Raw genomic sequence first — 21,900 nt, forward strand, 5'->3', positions numbered from 1 at the left:
TAGAAAAATGAGGTGTTATCTATGAGGTTCATCTGGACATTTATTTGGTCATTACTTCTTAGTGGTGTTCTTTCCTATATTTTAACAAGTATGGGCGGAAGTACCTTTAATCTTATGCATACACTCGTACTTGCTTTAATCCTTACATTAGCTGTATTTGCATTGTCAGGGGCACTTAAAAGCAATAACGAAGCATAAGGAATATGTTTGTTTAAACATACAGTAGTCTTAATAAACCCTCGCCTTAAAAATTGGCAAGGGTTTTGTTTTTTATTACTATGTTTACAAATACGTCGCTAGACATACGGCCAAGCTGCTGCTCCTAGAAGCTGCCGTCATAAGCAATTGACACGTAAACGCCAACACCAGGCGTTTTCGGTCTCTTGCTTATGCGTCTGCTTCTGAACAGTCGCCTTCGCTTTTCTATTCTGTCTAGCTGCAGCTCCTAGAAGCTGCCGTCATAAGCAATTGACACGTAAACGCCAACACCAGGCGTTTTCGGTCTCTTGCTTATGCGTCTGCTTCTGAACAGTCGCCTTCGCTTTTCTATTAATACCAAGGTAGTACGCTTAGGGCTGTTAGTGCTGCTAGTGGGAGAATTAGTCGGTTAAATCTTCGTCTTGGATAACCATAGCCGTAACCGTAGCCATGACCATAACCTGGATATCCATACCCCGGGTAACCACCGCCGTACCCAAATCCAAACTGCCGGTCTTCTTGCATACCGTGTCCTTCCTGGTTGTCAGTTGGAACAGCAAAATATACAAACTCGTCGTCCAGTCCCGTAATTATCCCGTCAAATTTGTTTCCATCGTGCGTCTCAGCTAGGACATAAGCATGCATGTGGTTTTTACACATGTCATATATATGATTATTGTTTTTCATATTCAACCTCCTCACAAACTAGACTATTCAACTAGTGTCTTAGGCGTGAAGGATGTTCTTAAAAAATATTCAGCTAAAAAGTGGAGGTTTATAAAATGGAAGGTATTACAGAAATTTGGCTATTAATTAAATATTTATTTTTAGGCTTGCTCCAGGGATTTACGGAACCTATTCCGATTTCCTCGAGCGGTCATTTGGTTATTTTACAAGAATTATTTGAAATTGAAATTGAAGGATTATCTTTTGAGATCCTGGTAAACTTTGGCTCGTTACTTGCTGTTTTAGTTATATACAGGAAAGACATTATTCGTTTGATTCAGAACAGTATAAACTACATACTTACAAAAAACCAGGATACAAAAAGTGATTTTCAATTTGTTCTTTATCTTGTTATAGCTACTATTCCAACTGGAATTCTTGGACTTCTATTTGAGAATTACATTACTTCCAAGCTAAGCACAGTTGCTGTTGTTGGGGTCACACTATTGATTACTGGTGTCGCGCTTTGGGTTATTCGAAATCTTCGCGGAAGAAAAGGTGAAGGTGAAATTAAAGTTAAAGATGCCATTATTGTTGGACTTGCTCAGTCTGTCGCGTTAATTCCCGGCATCAGTCGTTCTGGCGCTACTATTGTGGCAGCCATGTTAATGGGCATGAAGATTGAAACTGCTTTACGGTTCTCTTTCTTACTTTATATTCCAGTAAGTCTTGGTATCACTATGATGTCAATTGATGAGATCATACACGATGAAAATATAAATGCCTTAGCAATACCGTATGTGCTGGCATTTGCTGCATCGATCATAGCCACTTACTTTTCACTTAAATGGTTTATGAATATTATGGCTCGCGGGAATTTAAAGTACTTCTCCTTCTATTGCTTTGTTGTCGGAATACTCGTCATCATATTCCTATAATCCCTACTTTCCTTCTGTTTAACTTCATTCTAATTAAGGGTATGGAAAACTAGTAAGAGAATGGAGGATTTCGAATGGCGAATATTAAAGATGAAAAAAATTTCCTGGATTTTCAGATGGGTACCTATGAAGTTTCATTCAATAAAAAATATCGGTTTTTAGCCTTACTAAATGACTTCACACTTGGTTTAGAGTTTCTGATAGGAAGTGTTCTATTTTTATTTGAATCAACTCAAACAGCAGGTACGATTCTGTTTATCCTCGGAAGTGCGCAATTACTTGCTCGTCCTATTATTAAAATAGTACATGCTTTTTACTTTTCACGAGTTTCAGATCAATCGATACACCAAAAAAATTCTAGCGAATGAGCTAGAATTTTTATTTTATCCACCGCTGACAGGTGGTATAAATGCTACAATATCACCGCTTTTAACAACACTGTTTTCATCTGCATATTCTTCGTTAATTGCAGTCATTGCCTGATCAATGTTTTCTAACTGATACGAACGTAAGTGTATAGCTTTTAACTCATTAATTGTAATGTTATCCGCGTCTACTGTAATTTTTTCTTTTCCAGCAGATTCCTGGAGTTCAGCAAAAAATAATACCTCAATCATTAAGCATATCCTCCTCATTCGGCATATTTTCTTTATAAGAAGTATTTTCTTTTTGATCACCCATCCACAATGTTCCATCTTCCCAATGTTCTTTTTTCCAGATCGGTACGATTTCTTTAATTCGTTCGATCGCATAACGACTTGCTTCAAACGCATCGTTACGATGTGGAGTTGAAACTGCAATTACTACGGCGATATCCGAAATTTCAAGTCGGCCAATCCTATGTATAATGGCAGTTTCTGTATTTTCCCATTTATCACCGATTTCATCACCAATTTGCTGGAGCTTTTTTTCAGCCATTGCGGTGTAGGCTTGATATTCTAAATATAATGTTCGCTTCCCTTTTGTAAATTCACGAACCGTTCCAATAAACGTATTGATGGCACCCGCTTCGGCACGTGTCACCTGACTTACACAGTTGTTTATATCTATTGGGTCATTTGTAATTTGATACTTCTTGTTCATTATATCACCCTCAATTGTTTGCTATGTAGGACGCTATTCTTTTAATTTCACTATCCACTGTTCTGCTGTTAAACGTAGGGTAATCTGTCTCTATAAAAAAATCATCCGTGCCCACTGCAATTATATTGGAAAGTTGCTGTAAAAGCGATATTTCCTCGTTATTTTTCAATAGCACTATTTTCGGATAATTTGCATGCTTGTAACCTTCAATAAGCAAAAGGTCCACAGAAAGATATGTATAAAGATCGATTAATTCTTCAAAAGGGATATTATCTAAAGTTAGCTGGGTTATGGATTCACCCTCTACTCCACTAATAGAAGATCCCGCTTCAAAATTTGATGTGCTGTCAGTTTCCTGAATCAGCTCAATTTCACCACCATGCCCATGATGCTTCAAGCTTCCGACCTTCATTTCCTGTGAAAAATGCTGGATAAGCAAATTCATAAGCGTTGTTTTCCCCGAATCCTTATAACCAACTATCTGAATAACCTTAGTCATACACAACCCCCAATTCACTATATTAAAGAAAAACCCGTTCGCTAAATGAATGCTTAACACAATAACAGAAACGATACACCCTTTCCCACTCCGGACACAAGTGCGATACCCACACTTACTCACTTTTAAATATTGTCTAGTAAAACCCAAAGCGGCAACTGAAAAAGTGATTGATTTTAAATATGTATCTTTTCACCTAAACTTAGTATTGTCGAATATACGAAGACTCCTGCGGGAACAGCGCGAGCTGAAGATCTAAGCAGGAAAGCGTTCTTTGGAGGAGGGCCAACTAAAACCGTCCTTTGCGGACAACGTTGGCATACCCCTTGCCGGGGCAAGGAAGTTGAAGCCGTGCCCTAAGGTGCGCGAAGTAGATCCGACAATGCGATCGTAGATCCGCCTAATTAATACTACAAGTAACTTTACCGCGACCAAAAAATCGTCACGTTTTAAAAAAAAAGGCTGATTCGTATTGAATCAACCCTTTTCACTCATCAATCAGGAATTCCTAATGCAATTTTAGCATAACGGGACATTTTATCCTTACCCCATGGCGGACTCCAAACAATCTCAACTTTCACTTCTTTAACCTCTGGAATATCTGATAATGCAGACTTAACATCTTGTTCAATATGCGCAGCAAGTGGGCATCCCATTGCTGTTAATGTCATCGTAACCAAACACACACCATCATCTTCCAAATCTACATTATATATTAATCCAAGATTAACTATATCTATCCCTAGCTCAGGGTCAATTACGTTCTCAAGTGCGCCAATCATATTATCTTTTAATGCTTCATCCATGACTTTAACCTCCCTATTAGTTCCTATTATTATTTAAACACATTTCCATCATTTTTTAAATAATAAGCTTACAAATGCTTTTCAAACCAGTTGACCGTTTCAAGAATTGCGTATCGGCTAACTTTGTGCCCTTGGTTTTGCTGGCTCAGAAATTGAATGTCATCCTTATTCGAATATAATTGCTGCGCTTTTTCATAAAATGTATACGAATGATCAAAAGGTACAACCGCATCTTCTTCCCCGTGCCAAAAAAGCAGTGGTCGATTATTTAATTTATCCATTTGCTCTGATAAATCGTATTGCTTTAATGATTCAAATAAGTAATTAATCATTTCATCGGTAACAGGAAGATCTCCCATTCGTTTAAAGCTATTAACTAACGTCTTTGCATACGTTGTTATCTTAGGAGAACCCATCAAAACAGCTGCAGCTTTTATCCATGGATACTGGGTTAATGCAGCAGATGTAGTAATGCCACCCATGCTTGTTCCGGCAACGCCAAAACGATCATCCAGCAGCAATTTTTCTTTCTGCAGTACATCATAAATATATTTTGTTTCATGAACATTTTGCATAACAATATCCCAAAAAGAAATTTGCTTCTTAAGCGCTGGAACTTCCATTTCACGTTCTCCATGGTATTCGCTGTCCGGTAAAACTACACGAAACCCTTTTTCAGCAAGCAAAAATGCCAATGGTAAATTGTGCTCTTTCGCACTGGTAAAGCCATGATGAAACAATACAACAGGCAATGGTTCCTTTTCTTTGTCTGCCTTTACAACGACTAACGCAGGTATTTGGTTAAACTTACGGTTTATAACTCCAATCATCGCACAATTCTCCTTATTAAGAATTACTTTATATCATCATATTACTGAATAAGGATTTTAAGCAAGTAAAAAACAATTTAATGCTTTACATACAAGTCTTTCCTATATAAACTTATGTAATATGAGGTGAATATTATGGAAAATAAACGACATTTAATAGCACTTGACCTGGATGGCACGCTATTAACAGACAATAAGGAAATAAGTGAACGGACAAAACGCACAGTACTTAAGGCTATGGACGCAGGTCACATCGTCGTCATTGCTACTGGCAGACCACACCGTGCAAGTATTAATTACTATCACAAGTTAGGGTTAGATACGCCAATGGTTAATTTTAATGGAGCATTAATTCATCACCCTACTGATCACAAATGGGATGCATTACACAACCCAATGCCAATTCGAACAGCACTCAAAATTATTGATGCCTGTTACGATATGAATGTGCATAACATATTGGCAGAAGTGAAAGATGATGTTTACCTTGATCAGTATAATGAAAAAATCATTAACATTTTTCAATCCACTCAAAATGATCCACCATTCACAATCGGCAGTTTGAAAAACCAATTAAAAGAAGATCCTACATCTTTATTGATCCATCCTAAAGAAGAAAACATCCAAGAAATCAGAGACCATTTGAATGAATTTCACGCTGAGTTGATTGAGCATCGCAAATGGGGTGCGCCATGGAATATCATCGAAATTGTTAAAAAAGGGATGAACAAAGCAGTTGGACTGCAAAAAGTAGCACATTACTTTGATATCCCACAAGACCGAATAATTGCGTTCGGTGATGAAGATAATGATTTAGAAATGATTGAATATGCTGGTGTTGGCGTAGCTATGGGTAACGCAATTGATGAATTAAAGTCTGTTGCGAAACATGTTACGCATACAAATGAAGAAGATGGAATCGGAATTTTTCTTGAAGAATATTTGAAGCTTCAAATTAAAACGGGTTAGCATTTCCCTGATATTTACCATTTATATAAAAAAAATAAACGACCATACTATAAGTGAGCGCTAATAAGCGTTCACTTTCTTATTTTGCCTGGGGGGATTTACTTTGAGCAAACAAAGCAAATCAAAACGTTTTACACATCAAGGTGCGACTTCGGTTAAGCAGCATGCCGAACGTTTTCCTTACAAATCACGTTTCAGTGATAAAGAGCGAAAACGTGAGGAAGCTGATAACCACACAATAGGAGGGTTTTAGATGGAAAATAATTTTTTTCAACAAGCAAAAAAAGCTGTTTCTAATCTAAAGAATACGCAGGGAAACACCAGCGATCAAGAAAAACAAGCAGCCCACAACGCTATTCAATCTGCCTATGCGGACTGTTCTCCTGAAGAAAAGCAACAGCTGCAGCAGTTAGAACAGGAATTGCAAACCAAAAACCAATCTAATTAATCATCTAGGTTCTTGTTCTTTCACTGTCTATGCGTACGATTTCCTAATTAATTTTTATGTTATTCCGGGAATTAATGCAGCAGTGATCCGTTATTAAAAATTTTTATTAACCTATATTCCTTTTTCATACAGGGAATGTAGGTTTTTTACAGTTTCACGACCTTATTTCGTAATGAAACTTTTGTTTTAAGACATGTATCGATTTTTTTGTCACAATTTCCGTACCAAAACCGACTTCTGAATTAATTTTAAATTCATCCATTAACCTTTTAACGCCAGGTAGTCCTGCGCCCAATCCACCTGAAGTGCTGAACCCAACTTCCATTACTTTTTTAATATCCTCAATTCCTGGACCCTGATCCTTGGCAGTTATAACCACAGTTTTTATGTGACCAGAATCTATTGGTTCAATCTGAATATAACCATCCGCACTGTACAAATAAATATTTCTTGCGAGTTCTGAAACAACTGTGGTAATTCTATTTTCATCAAGTTTATTAAAACCTAGATCTCTCGCCACATTTCGAGTTGCTGATCTCGCTTGAACAATATGCTGTTCATTTTCTATTTTGACTATCAACTTGTTGTTCGTTTGCATTACTCACTCTCCAGTATTCAGTTATTCAACATCCCTTCATTATTAATGTAACGACGAAGTTTGGTAATAATTTTTAGAAAACTTGGCTTTTCGCCAAGTCTTGATGGCGAAAGCCTTAGTTGCACTTATGCAGTAAGAAAAGATTTATATTTTCTTAGCTGTTAAGTAAATTTATCTTCTTTTTCATTTGACCTTATAGTATAATTATAATTCATTAACTTGATTTGGGAAGAACGTACTTTCAAGTTAGTTGGTTACGTTTAAGTAACTAATGGGGGGAATATGATGAAACATCCAGTGAGAATAGCATTAGACGCCGTTTGCGGAAAATGGAAAGCTCTAATTTTGTGGTATTTGCACGATGAAACATTGCGATTTGGCGAATTAAGAAGATTATTGCCGGACGTCAGTCAAAAAGTATTAACACAGCAATTAAGAGAACTGGAAGAGGATGGATTAGTTGAACGTACTGCTCATCCGGAAGTTCCTCCCCGTGTCGAATATACACTTAGCCCTTATGGTAAAGAATTAGAACCAACCCTTCAATTACTGTATCAATGGGGTAAAGATCATACTGGTATCCTTACCAAGAATAATGCTAAGAATAATGCAGATAAAGACAAGGAACCGACCGCTAATTAATTTACTTACGAATCCACCACATAAAGTATGTATCCAAACACTACTTTATTTTTCTGGTGGAGTTTTTTGTGCTAATATAGACCTAGAAACAGATTTATAGGAGGTACAGTCAATGGGAGTAAGAGCAGAATCAACACCGAATCCGAATGCTTTGAAATTCACAACAGATAAGCTGATTTTCGAAGGAACCAACAGTATTTCAGTCATGCCTGGTGATACGAGTGAGCACGCAATATTAAATGATTTAATGAAGCTTGAAGGTGTCGATAACGTTTTTGGTTATCAGAACTTTATTACTGTGAACAAGCAATTTGACGCGGAGTGGGAAAACCTTTCTCCTCGTGTTCAAGAAGTTATTAATCAATACGGATACTAAGTTAAGAGACAGCATTTAATTGCTGTCTTTTTCTATGCTCATGTGTAAATTTTGTAGACATAAAAAAAATCGTTCCCCTCAAAGGAACGATTTTTATTTTATACATGATCGCGTCTAAAGAATCCGAAAATGCCTGTAGTTTGAACAATATTGGTAAATGCGTTCGGATCTATTTCACCGATTATTCTTTCTAAATCATATAACTCATAACGAGTAATAACAAGGTACATCATATTCTTATCTTCTTTTGTATATGCACCTTTAGCCGGAATAATCGTAATTCCACGCACCATTTTATTATGAATAGCACGCTGCAGTTCGTCCGCTTTGTGCGTGATGATCATCGCGGTAATCTTCTCGTGACGTGTATGAATCGCGTCGATTACGCGTGTTGTAACATATAGTGTAAGCATCGTATATAAAGCGTTTTCTGGTTCATATAAGACACCTGCCATCGCAATGATTAACGTATTTAATAATAGAAAATAAGTTCCAATTGGTTTGTCTTTCATTCGAGAAAGTACCATTGCCACGATATCCATTCCCCCTGTGGAAGCACCAAGCTTAAGTGTAATACCTACACCAGCACCACCGATAACTCCCCCGAACACGGCGTTTAGAATAATGTCTTGTGACAATTCGACTACAGGTAAAACAGTTAAAAATATGGTCATAAACAGCACCGATATTCCACTATAAACCGTAAATCCTTTGCCAACTTTAAACCAGCCTAATACTGCAACTGGAATGTTTAAGAGAAATAAGAGTAAACCAGTGCTTACGCCAATACCGAGAATATCATTAAAAACACTGGAGGCAAGTTGTGCAAACCCGGTAAAACCACTTGCATATACATTTGCTCCAATGAGAAAGAAATTTAGCGAAATTGCATTAAGCAGTGAACCGAATATAACAATAAATATACGTTTAGTTTCAAATAAAAACATTAGGTACCTCCTTCAAGAGAAATTTTGTAATTGTACATTTACTTCATTATTGTTAATAATATTTGGTAAATATACTTTGACTATCCTCCATTCTAGCCTTAAACTAAAAAGAAATAGAAAATTTAAGAAATGAAGGTGGTCAAATGACTGTAAAAATAGTCGCTGATTCAGCATGTGATTTGTCAAAATCCCATTATAACGAATTTGATATTGAAATGGTACCATTAACTGTTCAACTTGACGAAAAAGAATATGAAGATGGTTTAACCATAACACCAAAAATGCTATATGACACTATGCGAGACGGTAAAAGTCCAAAAACGGCACAAGCATCGCAACAAGCATTCAAATCTATTTTCACAAAATGTGTTGAAACAAATCAACCATTCGTTTATATTGCACTTTCATCAGATCTTTCGGGCACCTATCAGGCAGCTAAAATTGTCGAACAGGAAATTAAAGAAGAACACCCTGACGCCCCACTCCATATAATAGATACGAAATGCGTTTCACTTGGTCTTGGATTAGTCGTCCTTCGTGCTGCACAACTTGCGAAAAATGGCGCAGCACTCGAAGAAATCCTGGATATTGCCACTTACCATGCTGCACATATGGAACATGTTTTCACCGTGGACGACCTCGAGTACTTATATCGTGGTGGACGAGTTAGTAAGACGCAGGCATTTGTCGGTACATTGCTAAAAATCAAACCCATTTTGCATGTGGAGAATGGTAAATTAGTTCCACTGGAAAAAATTCGCGGAAGCAAAAAATTGTTGAACCGTCTTATTGAAATTATGAATGAACGCGGGACCGACCTCACCAATCAAACTGTCGGAATCAGCCACGGCGATGATTTGGAGAATGCCAACGCTCTCGCTGAAATAATTAAGGAAAAATTTAATCCTAAGGACATTCAGATTGAAATGGTAGGATCTGCGATCGGCGCGCATGCTGGACCTGGATCGCTGGCAATTTTCTTTTTAAACAACGACAACAAATAAAGGACTAATGTACTGGATTACCATAGGTAGTCCAGTTTTTATTTGGCAGTTGAAAAAGTATAAATATTTTTCACTGCTTACGTGCAACTATTGTTTTCGCCATTAAGGCTTACGATAAACCAAGTTTTCTAAGTTTTTACTGTAACAAATGTCAATAAGGTTCGTCTAGTTTAAAAAGAAAGGATGGTGAATTGAAATGAAAAAAATACTACTTATAAGTGGACTTGCGGTAATTGCTGCAATCTGTGTCTTTATGGTAGTAAAGGAAGAACCACGGAACCTGACCTCATCAACTAACAATGAATCTATGGAGGAATTACCTGCTATCTCGGACCGAAACCAACTAATTGCTTTACTGCAGGAACGCGCTGCGAACAGATCGCTTGCTTCCGGAAACACTGCTTCTGCTGAACTTTCAACTACAAACCAACAAGCATCTTCTACCAACGTACAGGTACAGGGAATAGACGAAGGTGACCGTATTAAAACAAATGGGAAACACATCTTTTTTGCCCGGAATACGGATATCGTAATTGCTTCTGCCGATGAAAAGGAAAGCAATGTAAAAAGTCTTATCAACGAGAAAAAATTTCGGCCGACTGAATTATTTCTCGAAGAAGATATATTAATAGCAATTGGCACGTCATACAGTAAGCCCGTTTCTTCACCAACGGACAGTCCTGCTCCTCGGGCAGAATTAGCGATTATGCCCACTGGACTAACAACCGTTTATTTCTATGACATTTCAACTATTGAAAACCCTAAAAAACTTCGGGAAATTTCTTTTGATGGATCTCTATCTGCTTCACGAAAATCAAATAGCCATGTTTACTTAATTGCAAATAGCTATCCACCAGTCCATATTTTAAATAAAGAACAAAATAAAAATGAAGAACTGCGACCAACAGTAAAAGATACTGCAGTCGGGAAATCCTTTAAATCAGTTGAATACAAAGATATGTATTATTTACCGGATTCGTACGAAAATAGCTTTTTACTTACCGCTTCCATCGACTTAAAACAAATGAGCGAGCCTGCAAAGGTTGAAGCATTCCTTGGCGCAACCAATCATTTATATATGTCCGAGAAACATATGTACTTGGCCGTTAATAAGCTTGAAAAACCTACGCAGCAAGCTAAGGATAATTCATCGACGATAATGCCTCGGCCAGTTGGAGATATAGATACGCAAATTTTCCAATTTGACCTACAAGATGGGAGCATTAGCTTTAATGCATCCACCGAAGTAAACGGCCGAATGTTAAATCAGTTTTCGATGGATGAATATCAGGATACATTTCGCGTTGCCACAACCAGCGGTAATCCCGGTCAGAAAGAACCTACCACTAATAATGTATATACATTTGACCAATCAATGAAATCTCTCGGAAAAATAGAAAATCTCGCTGAAGGTGAGCAAATTTACAGTATTCGCTTCATGAATGAAATAGCATATATGGTTACTTTTAAACAAGTCGACCCACTGTTTGTAATAGATTTAAAAAATCCAAAAATACCAGAAGTATTGGGGAAACTGAAAATACCTGGATTTAGTAATTATCTGCATCCACTTAACGAAGATTACCTAATTGGATTCGGCCAGGAAACGGAAATCGTTAAATCAAAATTATCAAACGAACCTCAAGTTCAAGTAAATGGTTTAAAGATTTCCTTATTTGATGTTAGTAATTTATCACATCCTGTTGAAATAGATAATGAAATAATTGGCGATGCCGGTTCGTATTCGGAAGTAACGCATAATCACCATGCTTTATACAAACATCCTTCCGCGAACTTATTCGGGTTCCCTGCGACGCTTTATGACTCTAAGACTTTACAGCAGGGTGATGTCGTTATGCGAGATCAATCATTTAGTTATGAAGGTGCTTTTCTATACACAATAACCCCCGAAACAGGTATCGAATTGAAAGATTCCATCACCCATCAGGATGTAAACGTTAAGCAGCCTGACTGGGAGTCAGAAGTAAAGCGTATGGTTTCTGCAGAAGATTATTTGTATACATTCTCTCTTAATCAAATGAGTGTATACAATATAAAGACAGAGGAAGTTGTGGAAACAATTGAATTGCCAACAATAAAAGATTTACATGATTGAATAAAATTTTTCCGGGTATTGTAACACATAACAATTTTGAGGAGGAGAGATAGTATGACGAATCCTAATGAAACGCAAACACCGCCAAAACAGCATCAGAATAGACAACCAGGAAAAGAGTCAGAGATGACACCTGAGCCAACATATATTGATGATAATTACAGACCAGCCAATAAATTAGAAGGAAAAGTTGCAGTAATTACCGGTGGCGATAGTGGAATTGGCCGGGCAATTAGTATTCATTACGCAAAAGAAGGCGCAGATGTTGCAATTGTTTACTTGAATGAACACGACGATGCAAAAGAAACAAAACGATTAGTCGAATCAGAAGGAAGAAAATGTCTCCTCTTAAGTGGTGACGTAGGAAATCAATCATTTTGTGAGACCGTTGCAATCCAAACGATCGAACATTATAAGCAAGTGGATATCTTAATTAATAATGCAGCAGAGCAGCATCCAAAAGGTGACTTTATGGATATAACATCAGAACAGCTGGAGAAAACCTTCCGCACGAACGTCTTTGGCACATTTTTAATGACTAAGGCACTTTTGCCTTATTTAGGCGAAGGCAGCTCGATTATTAACACATCTTCTATAACTGCATATCAGGGTAGCGAAGATTTAATCGACTATTCATCGACTAAAGGTGCTATTACAGGGTTCACCAGGTCACTTTCGCAATCGCTTGTTCAAAAAGGAATTCGGGTTAATGCGGTAGCTCCAGGACCAATCTGGACCCCTCTCATTCCTTCTACTTTTGGCGAAGACAAGGTTGGCTCATTTGGAGGAAATACACCAATGAAACGGCCAGGACAACCAAGCGAACTTGCTCCAGCGTTCGTGTACCTGGCAAGCAGCGACTCCAGCTATGTGACAGGACAAATGATTCATGTCAATGGCGGAATAATCGTAAACGGTTAATAGCGTATTCACCGAATAAATCATCAAAGAACAGTGACAAAAGTATATTGTTTACAGCATAATCCGAACGATCTATATGATCTGTTCGGATTTTTGCTGGCTATGCTATTTCTCTTCTTTAGATCGCTTTATACGTATAACTCAATTATCACAGAATAAAAATTAGGTGATTCTCCCAGAAACAGTTGAATATCTCACAATCCTTTTTCGTAGTGACACAAAATCTCTATACTGTGAAGTAGTTGCCGTAAGAATCATTCCGAAGGAATGCTGAAAAAGTAACATGAAGTACAAAATAAGAGGATCTGCGATCGCATCATCGAATTCACTTCGCTTTCCGTGGGCACGGCTACAGCTTCCTCGGATAAGCAAAAACCGCTTTCCTGCGGGATCTTCAGCTCGCGCTGTTCCCACAGGAGTCTCGTGAATTCGATGATGCTGGATTGATGTGCGAAAGTGAAATTTTTAATATCTATCCTTTTTCAGTTGCTAGTGCCTCGGCATTTTTCCTTCACTGCTGTTGTGTAAACAATAACAAGGGCTTAACAAAAAATAGACATCAACTCTATCTATTAATGAGATTTTTACTGATGTCAGTAGACTCTTGCTAGAAAACACAGTTATAGGTAATGCCCTAGGGTGCGCTAATATGTAACTGAAAAAGTGATAGATTTTTAAAAAAATATTACTCCACTTTAACCTAGCATCTTCGAATATACGAAGACTCCTGTGGGAAGTAAGAGATCGGTGAGACCCCGAAGGACGCCAGTCCAAGGAGGCTCACCACTCGCCCACGGAAAGCGAAGTACATTCGAAGATGCGATTGCAGATCCACAAAGTCCGTATTTCGTGTAACTTTTTCAGTACACTGCCAGCAGCGGAAATCTCGTTTCTATCATTTCGCAGCATTCTCAAGGTGGTAAGTTAGTTCGCAGTTTCCATCAACTACGAAATAAGTAACTAATAGCATGTTTTAGAAAAAGACGTATTTGTATATCTCGTTAAGTAACATATTTCAAGACTCCAAGAACTTAACTTTTTTATGTGCGAAAGTTGAGTTATTAGAAAAATTGACTTATCGCCAAGGCTTGGATTTATACATTCTTATCTATTAAAAAAAGCTTGTAAAAAAACAAATGGTTTCTTTACAAGCTCTGACTGTTACAGGCTCTTGCTTTTTCGTTCTCTTTTTTTCTGCTTATAACTTAAAATCATAATACCGCCAACAAATAAAACAAAGATACTAATAACCATACTAATATAAATCCAATTTAATCCATGATCTTCTTCCACAATATAAATTTCAACGGTTTCACGATCCAGTGCAATTTTATATTCATCCTGCTCATTTTCACGGACAATATTATCACCAAGCAGACCGCTCAATTGCTTGCCCTCAGGCACATCACTTACAGAAATCGCCTTGGTCCCCGTATCATTGTTAAACGCAATAAACATTGTTTCATCCTTGTATGTACGTTTAAATACGCTCATTGCTCCATTAGAATCAACTAAATTAAAATCACCATGAGAAAGTGCTGGAAATTGAGTACGTATTGCTGAGATCTTTTCCAGAAAATCCCGAACTTTCGTATCACCACTATTAAATTGAACTAACTGCAACACCTCTTCAGTGGTCCTTCCATCCATTGGTACTTCAGACCCTTGAAAAACCAATGGTACACCTGGTGACGTATACATATAAGCAAGAGCCAGTTTCCAGGTGGTTTGCGGATTTAATTTACCCTCAACTATCTGACGCGTGAATCGTTCCATGTAAGCATTGTCAACGTAGACAAGTCCTTCACGCTTTCCCGTATTCGCCCATGTCTCATAAAGTTCAGACACTGGAGTTCCAACATTTGTGAACACATTAACGATTGATTCCTGAATTGCAGGATATTCAATTAGCGGTATTCCAGCATTCAGTTGTTCTTCACTTAATTGGTCTTTTTTTAATACCCCACCTAGTAGGTAAGCATCCGGTTTTACCGTTTTAACGTGTTCAGCCAATTCTGTTAAAAACGCCGGGGATGCCTGATCAACCGCATGAAGTTTGTAGCCGTCAATATTTGCTTCCTCAAGCCAGAAAGTTGCTGCATTAAAAAGCATTTCTTTAACTTCAGGGTTCGCTTGATTTAGTGTAAGCGTATTATCTAACCACAGGGTGTCCTCTACAGTCGTTTCCTTTGTCCAATCTGCTTTAGAAGGATCATTTGCCAAAGGGTGGCTAGGTGCCACAAAGTTCGTAACTAGTTCAAGAACTACCTTCATATCCCGTTTATGTGCCTCTTTTACAAGTTTTTTCAAGTCTGCCATTGATCCAAATTGTTCGTCTACTTTAAACAAATCTTCAATCCAGTAACCATGGTATCCACCAGCAGCATTGGCCATTATTGGCGATAAAGAGATGGTAGTAAATCCGTATTTCTTTATTTCGTCAAGTTTATTCGTTATCCCTTGAATGTCGCCGCCATAGTAAGCCTTTGGGTCTTCAAGATTAACCTGCTCATCAAGTGTCTGATTACCATTATTATAACGATCAACCATAATAGAATAAATAATTTCTTCTTTAATCGGCAGTTCCTCTGCCTGGGCAGGGATTGCACTTACTGACATCAGTAAAATCAAAAAAGAAGAAATGATTGCTTTTTTCATACATACGTCCTCCAACTAGTTATTTCACACTATTCATTATTCCGTATTTTGCTTTATAGTCAATCTAATTAGCAGGATTGTTATAAATACTACATATTTATTAATCAAATACGTCCATACTAGTAGAGTATAATTTCTCCAGATTCTGCTCAGGAGAGATGTGCTGTTTCGCACAATTGATTGCAAGCGGCCCTTCGTTAAATCCACCGGCGATCAGTGATAGTTTTGTTGGGGAATTAGCGATATCACCAACCGCATAAATTCCTGGGATGCTCGTCTGCATATTGCCATCGACCGCGATCGTTCCGTCCTTCATTTTCATTCCCCATTCAGCCATATCACCAAGATCAATTTCAAAACCATGGTTAACAATCAGTTCATCCAGTTCAATCGATTTAGCTTTTCCAGACTGGATATTTTTTGCTGTTATCGAAGAAATGTGGTGGTCGTCTCCAATTAATTCAGCAATGACGTAAGGTGTATGAATGGTTACTGTCGAGTTTTTCATCCTGGTAACATTACTTTCCAGACCACTAAATTCCTGTTTCCGATATAGGAGTGTGACACTTTTTGCAATTGACTCCAACTCGTTTGCCCAGTCAATAGCAGAATTTCCTCCACCGGAAATTACGACCTGCTTATCTCTGAAATGTTCCAGTTCCTGAACAAAGTAATGCAAGTTTTTGTTTTTGTACTGCGAAGCGTTTGGTAGTGTAAGCTCAACCGATTTTAATGAACCGAAACCTGTAGCGATTACCACTGTTCTAGTATAATGTCTGTCACCCATATTATCTGTCAGTATGAAGTTTCCGTTGTCAAGCTTTTCTAGCCTCTCGACCTGTCTTTCCAACACAATAGTTGGGTCAAACGTTTTCGCTTGTTCGGTTAGCTGCTCAGTTAATTTAGAACCGGTAATGGCATGAATCCCACCAATATCCCGGATCACTTTATCCGGATAAAAATAAGGTATTTTTCCACCTAAAAAAGGAAGATACTCAATTACTTTTGTTTTCATTTCCCGCATGCCACTATAAAAAGCAGAAAATAATCCTGCTGGTCCTCCGCCAATAATCGTAACATCGTATAACTCAAGTTTATTATCCATATTACTCCCCTGTCTTTTACTTAGTTTTCATTAATAAAAAAACGAAATAAGGTGTACTTAATAGAGCAACTATAATCCCGACAGGAATTTCGGTAGGTGCTAAAATAGTTTTTCCGATTGTATCCGAAATCATCAATAATAATGCACCAATCAAGGTTGATATTGGTATTATCCGCTGATGAGTAGGTCCGACAATTCGACGTGCGATATGCGGAACAACCAGTCCTAAAAAGGCAATCCCTCCTCCTGCAGCAACGCAGGCTCCAGCTAATGCAACGGCTACCAGCAGAAGGAATCTTCTTTCTCGTTCCACACTTGTTCCTAACCCAGCAGCAATATCGTCACCCAGATTTAACACATTTAAACTATTTGCTTTATGTAACGAATATGGTATCAGAATAAGAATCCAGGGTAACAGCGCCCATACAAAGTTCCAGTTCGCGCTCCAGATATCCCCTGCCAGCCAGACAGTCGCCTGACGAAAATCCTGTGGGTCCATTTTCAATTGAAAAATGATTAATGCTGCACTAAACCCAGCATTTACACCAATCCCCACCAGGATTAAGCGAATCGGATTCACCCCGTTTTTCCAAGCCAATAAATAGACAAGAAATGCAGCAAACACGGCACCAATTAGAGCAAATAATGGCATAATAAATGCTGATACAGTACTTGTCATCGAAATCGTATCCTGAAAGAAAAAGATAAATAATACAACTGCTAAGCCAGCTCCAGTATTTATTCCTAAAATCCCTGGGTCCGCCAGGTCATTCTGGGTAACCCCCTGAAGGATTGCACCGGAAACTGCAAGTCCTGCACCAATTAACAATGCAAGGATAATACCGGGTAATCGAAAGTCGAACAATATCAATTCCTGTTTATCCGTCCCCTGTCCAATCAGTGTATTAATCACTTCAAGCGGAGAAAGTTGAATGATACCTGTACTAATACTTACAAAAAACATTCCAATTATTAATAGAATTAATCCAGTTATGATTGCAACAAAGTTCCTCTGTTTTATTTTTTGTTCTGGAGTCATTATTTCCCACCTCCACTACCGCGTGCTAAATAAAGGAAGAACGGAACACCTATCAATGATGTAATAGCGCCAACGGGTGTTTCAAAAGGTGCATTTACTAGTCGTGCAACAACATCAGCTAACACAAGCAGGAGCGCACCAAAAATCGCCGATGAAGGAATAATCCATCGGTAATCAGTTCCCATAATAAAACGGGTGATATGCGGAATAATAAGCCCAATAAATCCAACTGTTCCAGCTATCGAGACGGCTGCACCAGTCAATACCAATACAGATATAATACCGAGAATTTTGATAAGCATGTTATTCTGCCCTAGACCAGATGCAATGTCCTCCCCTAAGCTGAGGATCGTAATGGACCTGGAAATTATAAGTGCGAGGAACAATCCAATACCACCTGAAATAAGCAAAATGTGGATCGATGTCCAGCTTGTCCCAGCCAATCCGCCGGCAAACCAAAAGCTCATTTGTTTCTCGAGCTGAAAGTGGAGTGAGATTATCGATGAGATAGAACTTAGTAAAGTACCGATTGCGACTCCTGCTAATGCTAGCTTCACCGGTGTTAGACCACCACTTGAATAAGAACCGACCAGAAATACAAGTATAACGGCAAAACCTGCTCCAGCAAATGAAGCAAATGTTGTCCCGATATTCGATACACCAGGGAAAAAGGCAAGCATTATAACCAGTGTAAAAGCAGCTCCATTTGTCACACCCATAATGGATGGTGAAGCTAGAGGGTTTCGTGTCATACCCTGCATAATTGCTCCTGAAACTGCTAAAAATGCACCAACCAATGCTGCCCCAAAAGCTCGAGGTAAACGCAGTTCCTGTATTACTTGGTGCGACGTTATATTTGGGTCAAAATTAAAAATAGCTTCCCACACAGTTGATAGTTTAATATCCACTGCACCATAAGCTACCGATGAACCTATTGCGAAAATCAAAGCCACTGTTGCAACTATATTTATTATTGTTCTTAAGATACGTGAATGAGTGATTATCCCGATCATGAGGGTCTCCTGACTTCAACATGTTTATTAATTGATTAAGAATCATTATCATTTAAAGTATAGACGTTATTTGAATACTCTGCAACGATTTAAACGTCCATACTTCTGTCACAAATAGTGAGTTGACATTTTAAATGAAAATGATTATCATTACCAATACAAACTACTATTTAGAAGGAGAATTACATATGAAGATGTTTTCTAAGAAATATCTATTAATGATTAGTTCCATCCTATTTTTGTTAATGATTGTTGCAGCATGCGGAAATGACCCGAAGGATAGCGATACATCAAATACAAACTCTAAAGAATCTGAAAATACGGAAGTAACAGTTGAAGGAAAAAATGGTAAGGTAACTATTCCAGCTGACGTAGAAAAAATTGTTGCCCCCTATCATGAGGATGCATTACTTGCTCTTGGCGTGACACCTTCAGCAAAATGGTCAATTGGTAAGAGTGTGCAGGATTACTTAGAGCCACAACTTAAAGATGTTCCACGAATTGAATGGAATTTACCAAAAGAGCAAGTTCTGGAGCAGAGTCCTGACTTAATCATTTTGGGCAGTGACATGGCAAGCTACGAGGGATCCCTTGAGGACTACCAGCAAATTGCAACAACGTACGTAATGCCGGAAGATGTAAGTAAGGATTGGCGCAAACAAATTGAGGTATTAGGAAAGATGCTTCAAAAAGAAGAGAAAGCAGAAGAAGTACTAGCGGCATACGATGAAAAAGTAGCTGAGGCAAAAGAAAAATTAGCTGATTCAATTGGTGATGAGTCAGTGGCGATGATTTGGGTTGCTGGTGGTCAATTCTACTTATTTGAGCAAGATCGCCACAGTGCTCCAGTGGTCTACTCTCAACTTGGAATTACGGTTCCGCCGTTTGTAGAAAGCTTAGGAAAATCAGAAGCAGCATGGAATCCAATTTCAATGGAAAAACTTTCTGAATTAAAAGCGGATCATGTCTTTCTATTAGGTCTTGAAGGTGAAGAAGGTCTAGAAACATTGAAAAATAGCGATGTGTGGAACAGTATCCCAGCTGCTGAAAACGATCAGGTTTATACGCTAAACGATCCAAGCTACTGGACAAATAAAGGTTTACTTGCTTCCGAAAAAGTCATCGATGCAATGGTGGAGAACTTAGTGAAGTAATAATACTATTATAGAAACCGGGACAAGGCTGATAGCTTGGTTCCGGTTTTTTTGTGTCGTTTTTGGTGCGATCCGACTGTGGCCGTCGGATATGACTTTTTGATCCATAAGAAAAGGGGCTGGGACATAACTAGCCAAAAATAACTTAAAAATGGTTCTGATCATCGGTTTTCGATGGTCAGAACCATTTTTCGTTGGATTGTTTTGATTATCTAGTAGTTGTTTTGTCTTCATGGCGGAGTACTTCCTTAAGTTTACCGCCATGAATGCAAATCCTAATTCATTTTCTACTTTCTCTTTACCTCGTACAGACATACGAGTGAAGCACAAATTAGCCTTCAGAAACCCGAAGACTGGCTCCACATCGATTTTACGATTGCCGTAGATTTCACCAGTTTTCTCTTCCGAAAGCAGTTGCTTAATGTATTCTTTTTGGTTTTCCCATTTTTCGTTGTAATAAATTCTTCGATTATTTCCTTCCTTCGCTTTGGTGCATTGAGAACGCAATGGACAACCCGCACAGCCCTCAGATTCATACACCTTAAACGTTCGTGTCAGTCCGTATTTATCTGTTCGATGGGACACGTGGCTGAACATTAATCGTTTCCCATTTGGACAGGTAAACGTATCGTCATCCTTATTATATTCCCAATTGGCTGTATGGAAAGCGTTATTCTTATGTTTCTTTTTCTTCTCTTTTCGATACTGGTTATATGTAATCAGCGGGGTGCGTTTTCGATTCTCTATGACATCTTCGTAGTTTTGTTCACTTCCATATCCTGCGTCAGCGACGATATGCTCTGGCAGCTTAAAGTAATTATTTTCTATGTTATCCAGAAATGGAATGAAGGTGCGAGTATCTGTCGGATTTGGGAATACATCATAAGCGAGCACATATTGTCCTTCGGTTGCTGCCTGCACATTATACCCAGCTTTCAGCTGGCCGTTCTTCATATAATCATCTTTCATTCGCATAAAAGTGGCATCATGATCGGTCTTCGAGTAACTATTGCGTTCTCCGAAAATCTCCATGTCGTTTTGGTATTTCTGTTTTCGCGCCAAATAATCCTTGAATTGTTTGCGGTATTGTTTCGGTGCTTTACGGTCAAAACGAAGTTTTTTACGTTCGCTTACGTCTTTACTTGCTTCTATTTTCTTGTCATATGCTTCTACCTTGTCATCCAGTTGCTCCACTACTTTTTCGAGTTCTTTCGTGGACAGTTCCTCTAGACTTTCTCGTTCGATTTCTGGAAGAATTTCATTCTCCAATAATTCATCATACATTTGGTTGGACTTTTCCACCAAATTAGCACTGTATCTTTCAACCGACTTACGCCATACAAACGTAAATTTATTGGCATTATCTTCAATCTTGGTTCCGTCAATAAAAATCGCTTCTTCATCAATTTGTTTTTCTTCCACTAGCTGACATCGGAATTGCACGAAACATTGACGTAGTAGCTTTTTGACCTCTGGATGCACGCGAAAACGATTAATTGTACGATAACTTGGCTCATGTCCTTGCGCTAACCACATCATCCGCACACTGTCTTTAAGTAACCCTTCAATTTTCCTTCCAGAAAAAACCGACTGTGTGTAGGCACATAAAATAATTTTCATCATCATTTGTGGGTGATAGGCTGGACATCCGGTTTCACGGGAAAAGATAGCGAACGCTTCCTCCGGAATCTGGGTTACAACATCATTTACTGCATAGGCAATATCATTTTTGTCCAATTTTATTTCTAAATCTAACGGCAACACAACTTGATTTATGTTATAATATTTAAACATAAGAATCCCTCCGATAATTATTGTGTGGTTACTTTAATTCTATCAAAAGGGATTCTTTTTGTTTAGTAAAAATAAACGATTATATAAAAAAAGCGT

Annotated in this window: 25 protein-coding genes; 12 read left to right on the forward strand and 13 right to left on the reverse strand. The window is 38.2% G+C overall.

Translation table 11 applies throughout. The annotated features are described in order from the left end of the window. Positions 1 to 21: 21 nt before the first annotated feature. Entirely contained in the window at positions 22 to 198 is a 177-nt protein-coding gene (locus VBD025_RS17120; RefSeq protein WP_430787687.1) for a YjzD family protein, read from the forward strand. Between the two features lie 351 nt (positions 199 to 549). Here the strand turns inward: VBD025_RS17120 and VBD025_RS17125 are convergent, their stop codons facing one another. Next, positions 550 to 885 (reverse strand): hypothetical protein, encoded by a 336-nt coding sequence (locus VBD025_RS17125; RefSeq protein WP_430787689.1) that lies wholly within the window; start codon positions 883 to 885, stop codon positions 550 to 552. Positions 886 to 989: 104 nt separating this feature from the next. Between VBD025_RS17125 and VBD025_RS17130 the strand changes: the two genes are divergently transcribed. Together VBD025_RS17130 and VBD025_RS17135 are read left to right on the forward strand one after the other, a co-directional pair. Beyond that, entirely contained in the window at positions 990 to 1,802 is an 813-nt protein-coding gene (locus VBD025_RS17130) for an undecaprenyl-diphosphate phosphatase (RefSeq protein WP_430791478.1), read from the forward strand. Positions 1,803 to 1,876: 74 nt separating this feature from the next. Continuing rightward, entirely contained in the window at positions 1,877 to 2,170 is a 294-nt protein-coding gene (locus VBD025_RS17135) for a YrhK family protein (RefSeq protein ID WP_430787691.1), read from the forward strand. Between the two features lie 15 nt (positions 2,171 to 2,185). Here VBD025_RS17135 and moaD read toward each other — a convergent pair whose 3' ends face one another. From moaD to yjfP, 5 genes are all read right to left on the reverse strand, one after another. Further along, positions 2,186 to 2,419 carry a molybdopterin converting factor subunit 1 gene (moaD, locus tag VBD025_RS17140; protein WP_430787693.1) on the reverse strand — a complete coding sequence of 78 codons (234 nt, stop codon included), beginning with the start codon at positions 2,417 to 2,419 and terminating at the stop codon, positions 2,186 to 2,188. Further along, complete coding sequence (locus tag VBD025_RS17145) at positions 2,412 to 2,885, reverse strand: molybdenum cofactor biosynthesis protein MoaE (RefSeq protein ID WP_430787695.1); 474 nt, start codon at positions 2,883 to 2,885, stop codon at positions 2,412 to 2,414. The genes moaD and VBD025_RS17145 overlap by 8 nt, the downstream gene beginning before the upstream one ends. 10 nt (positions 2,886 to 2,895) lie before the next feature. After that, positions 2,896 to 3,384 carry a molybdopterin-guanine dinucleotide biosynthesis protein B gene (gene mobB / locus VBD025_RS17150; RefSeq protein ID WP_430787697.1) on the reverse strand — a complete coding sequence of 163 codons (489 nt, stop codon included), beginning with the start codon at positions 3,382 to 3,384 and terminating at the stop codon, positions 2,896 to 2,898. Positions 3,385 to 3,878: 494 nt separating this feature from the next. Further along, entirely contained in the window at positions 3,879 to 4,190 is a 312-nt protein-coding gene (locus VBD025_RS17155) for a metal-sulfur cluster assembly factor (RefSeq protein ID WP_430787699.1), read from the reverse strand. A 68-nt stretch (positions 4,191 to 4,258) separates the two neighbouring features. Then, positions 4,259 to 5,020: an esterase gene (yjfP, locus tag VBD025_RS17160; RefSeq protein ID WP_430787701.1), complete on the reverse strand. Its 762-nt coding sequence runs from the start codon at positions 5,018 to 5,020 to the stop codon at positions 4,259 to 4,261. Positions 5,021 to 5,155: 135 nt separating this feature from the next. Between yjfP and VBD025_RS17165 the strand changes: the two genes are divergently transcribed. The 3 genes from VBD025_RS17165 to VBD025_RS17175 all read left to right on the forward strand — a co-directional run bounded on the left by VBD025_RS17165 (position 5,156) and on the right by VBD025_RS17175 (position 6,437). Next, positions 5,156 to 5,989, forward strand: coding sequence for a Cof-type HAD-IIB family hydrolase (locus VBD025_RS17165; protein WP_430787703.1), 834 nt, complete (start codon positions 5,156 to 5,158; stop codon positions 5,987 to 5,989). Positions 5,990 to 6,092: 103 nt separating this feature from the next. Then, entirely contained in the window at positions 6,093 to 6,242 is a 150-nt protein-coding gene (locus tag VBD025_RS17170) for a hypothetical protein (protein ID WP_430787705.1), read from the forward strand. Beyond that, complete coding sequence (locus VBD025_RS17175; protein ID WP_430787707.1) at positions 6,243 to 6,437, forward strand: DUF3813 domain-containing protein; 195 nt, start codon at positions 6,243 to 6,245, stop codon at positions 6,435 to 6,437. It abuts the gene before it with no gap. 154 nt (positions 6,438 to 6,591) lie between these two features. Here the strand turns inward: VBD025_RS17175 and VBD025_RS17180 are convergent, their stop codons facing one another. Beyond that, positions 6,592 to 7,035, reverse strand: coding sequence for an anti-sigma regulatory factor (locus VBD025_RS17180; RefSeq protein WP_430787709.1), 444 nt, complete (start codon positions 7,033 to 7,035; stop codon positions 6,592 to 6,594). Positions 7,036 to 7,317: 282 nt separating this feature from the next. On the opposite strand from VBD025_RS17180, the gene VBD025_RS17185 reads away from it, so the two are divergent. Further along, entirely contained in the window at positions 7,318 to 7,677 is a 360-nt protein-coding gene (locus tag VBD025_RS17185; protein ID WP_430787711.1) for a winged helix-turn-helix transcriptional regulator, read from the forward strand. Between the two features lie 112 nt (positions 7,678 to 7,789). Next, positions 7,790 to 8,053 (forward strand): NifU N-terminal domain-containing protein, encoded by a 264-nt coding sequence (locus VBD025_RS17190; RefSeq protein ID WP_430787713.1) that lies wholly within the window; start codon positions 7,790 to 7,792, stop codon positions 8,051 to 8,053. A 98-nt stretch (positions 8,054 to 8,151) separates the two neighbouring features. Here VBD025_RS17190 and VBD025_RS17195 read toward each other — a convergent pair whose 3' ends face one another. Further along, complete coding sequence (locus VBD025_RS17195) at positions 8,152 to 9,000, reverse strand: YitT family protein (protein WP_430787715.1); 849 nt, start codon at positions 8,998 to 9,000, stop codon at positions 8,152 to 8,154. 143 nt (positions 9,001 to 9,143) lie between these two features. Between VBD025_RS17195 and VBD025_RS17200 the strand changes: the two genes are divergently transcribed. The 3 genes from VBD025_RS17200 to VBD025_RS17210 all read left to right on the forward strand — a co-directional run bounded on the left by VBD025_RS17200 (position 9,144) and on the right by VBD025_RS17210 (position 13,041). Beyond that, positions 9,144 to 10,004, forward strand: a complete 861-nt coding sequence (locus VBD025_RS17200; protein WP_430787717.1) for a DegV family protein — start codon at positions 9,144 to 9,146, stop codon at positions 10,002 to 10,004. Positions 10,005 to 10,200: 196 nt separating this feature from the next. Further along, a complete protein-coding gene (locus VBD025_RS17205; RefSeq protein WP_430787719.1) occupies positions 10,201 to 12,120 on the forward strand; it encodes a beta-propeller domain-containing protein in 1,920 nt (639 codons plus the stop codon). Positions 12,121 to 12,174: 54 nt separating this feature from the next. Continuing rightward, the gene (locus tag VBD025_RS17210) at positions 12,175 to 13,041 is read left to right on the forward strand and encodes an SDR family oxidoreductase (RefSeq protein WP_430787721.1); all 867 of its coding nucleotides are present in this window, start codon (positions 12,175 to 12,177) and stop codon (positions 13,039 to 13,041) included. A 1,161-nt stretch (positions 13,042 to 14,202) separates the two neighbouring features. On the opposite strand, the gene VBD025_RS17215 is transcribed toward VBD025_RS17210, so the two are convergent. The 4 genes from VBD025_RS17215 to VBD025_RS17230 form a co-directional block, all read right to left on the reverse strand. After that, positions 14,203 to 15,699: an alpha-amylase family glycosyl hydrolase gene (locus tag VBD025_RS17215; RefSeq protein WP_430787723.1), complete on the reverse strand. Its 1,497-nt coding sequence runs from the start codon at positions 15,697 to 15,699 to the stop codon at positions 14,203 to 14,205. Positions 15,700 to 15,799: 100 nt separating this feature from the next. Next, a complete protein-coding gene (locus tag VBD025_RS17220) occupies positions 15,800 to 16,804 on the reverse strand; it encodes an NAD(P)/FAD-dependent oxidoreductase (RefSeq protein ID WP_430787725.1) in 1,005 nt (334 codons plus the stop codon). A gap of 16 nt (positions 16,805 to 16,820) precedes the next feature. Continuing rightward, on the reverse strand, positions 16,821 to 17,843 hold the full coding sequence (locus tag VBD025_RS17225) for a FecCD family ABC transporter permease (protein WP_430787727.1): 1,023 nt from the start codon (positions 17,841 to 17,843) through the stop codon (positions 16,821 to 16,823). After that, a complete protein-coding gene (locus VBD025_RS17230; RefSeq protein ID WP_430787729.1) occupies positions 17,843 to 18,856 on the reverse strand; it encodes a FecCD family ABC transporter permease in 1,014 nt (337 codons plus the stop codon). Before VBD025_RS17230 ends, VBD025_RS17225 begins: the two co-directional genes overlap by 1 nt. Positions 18,857 to 19,044: 188 nt before the next feature. Between VBD025_RS17230 and VBD025_RS17235 the strand changes: the two genes are divergently transcribed. Next, entirely contained in the window at positions 19,045 to 20,010 is a 966-nt protein-coding gene (locus VBD025_RS17235; RefSeq protein ID WP_430787731.1) for an ABC transporter substrate-binding protein, read from the forward strand. Here the strand turns inward: VBD025_RS17235 and VBD025_RS17240 are convergent. Then, complete coding sequence (locus VBD025_RS17240) at positions 19,999 to 21,804, reverse strand: IS1182 family transposase (protein ID WP_430787733.1); 1,806 nt, start codon at positions 21,802 to 21,804, stop codon at positions 19,999 to 20,001. The genes VBD025_RS17235 and VBD025_RS17240 overlap by 12 nt on opposite strands. Positions 21,805 to 21,900: the final 96 nt, after the last annotated feature.

The organism is Virgibacillus flavescens, from assembly GCF_050574275.1.
Taxonomy (GTDB): domain Bacteria; phylum Bacillota; class Bacilli; order Bacillales; family Amphibacillaceae; genus Virgibacillus_F; species Virgibacillus_F flavescens.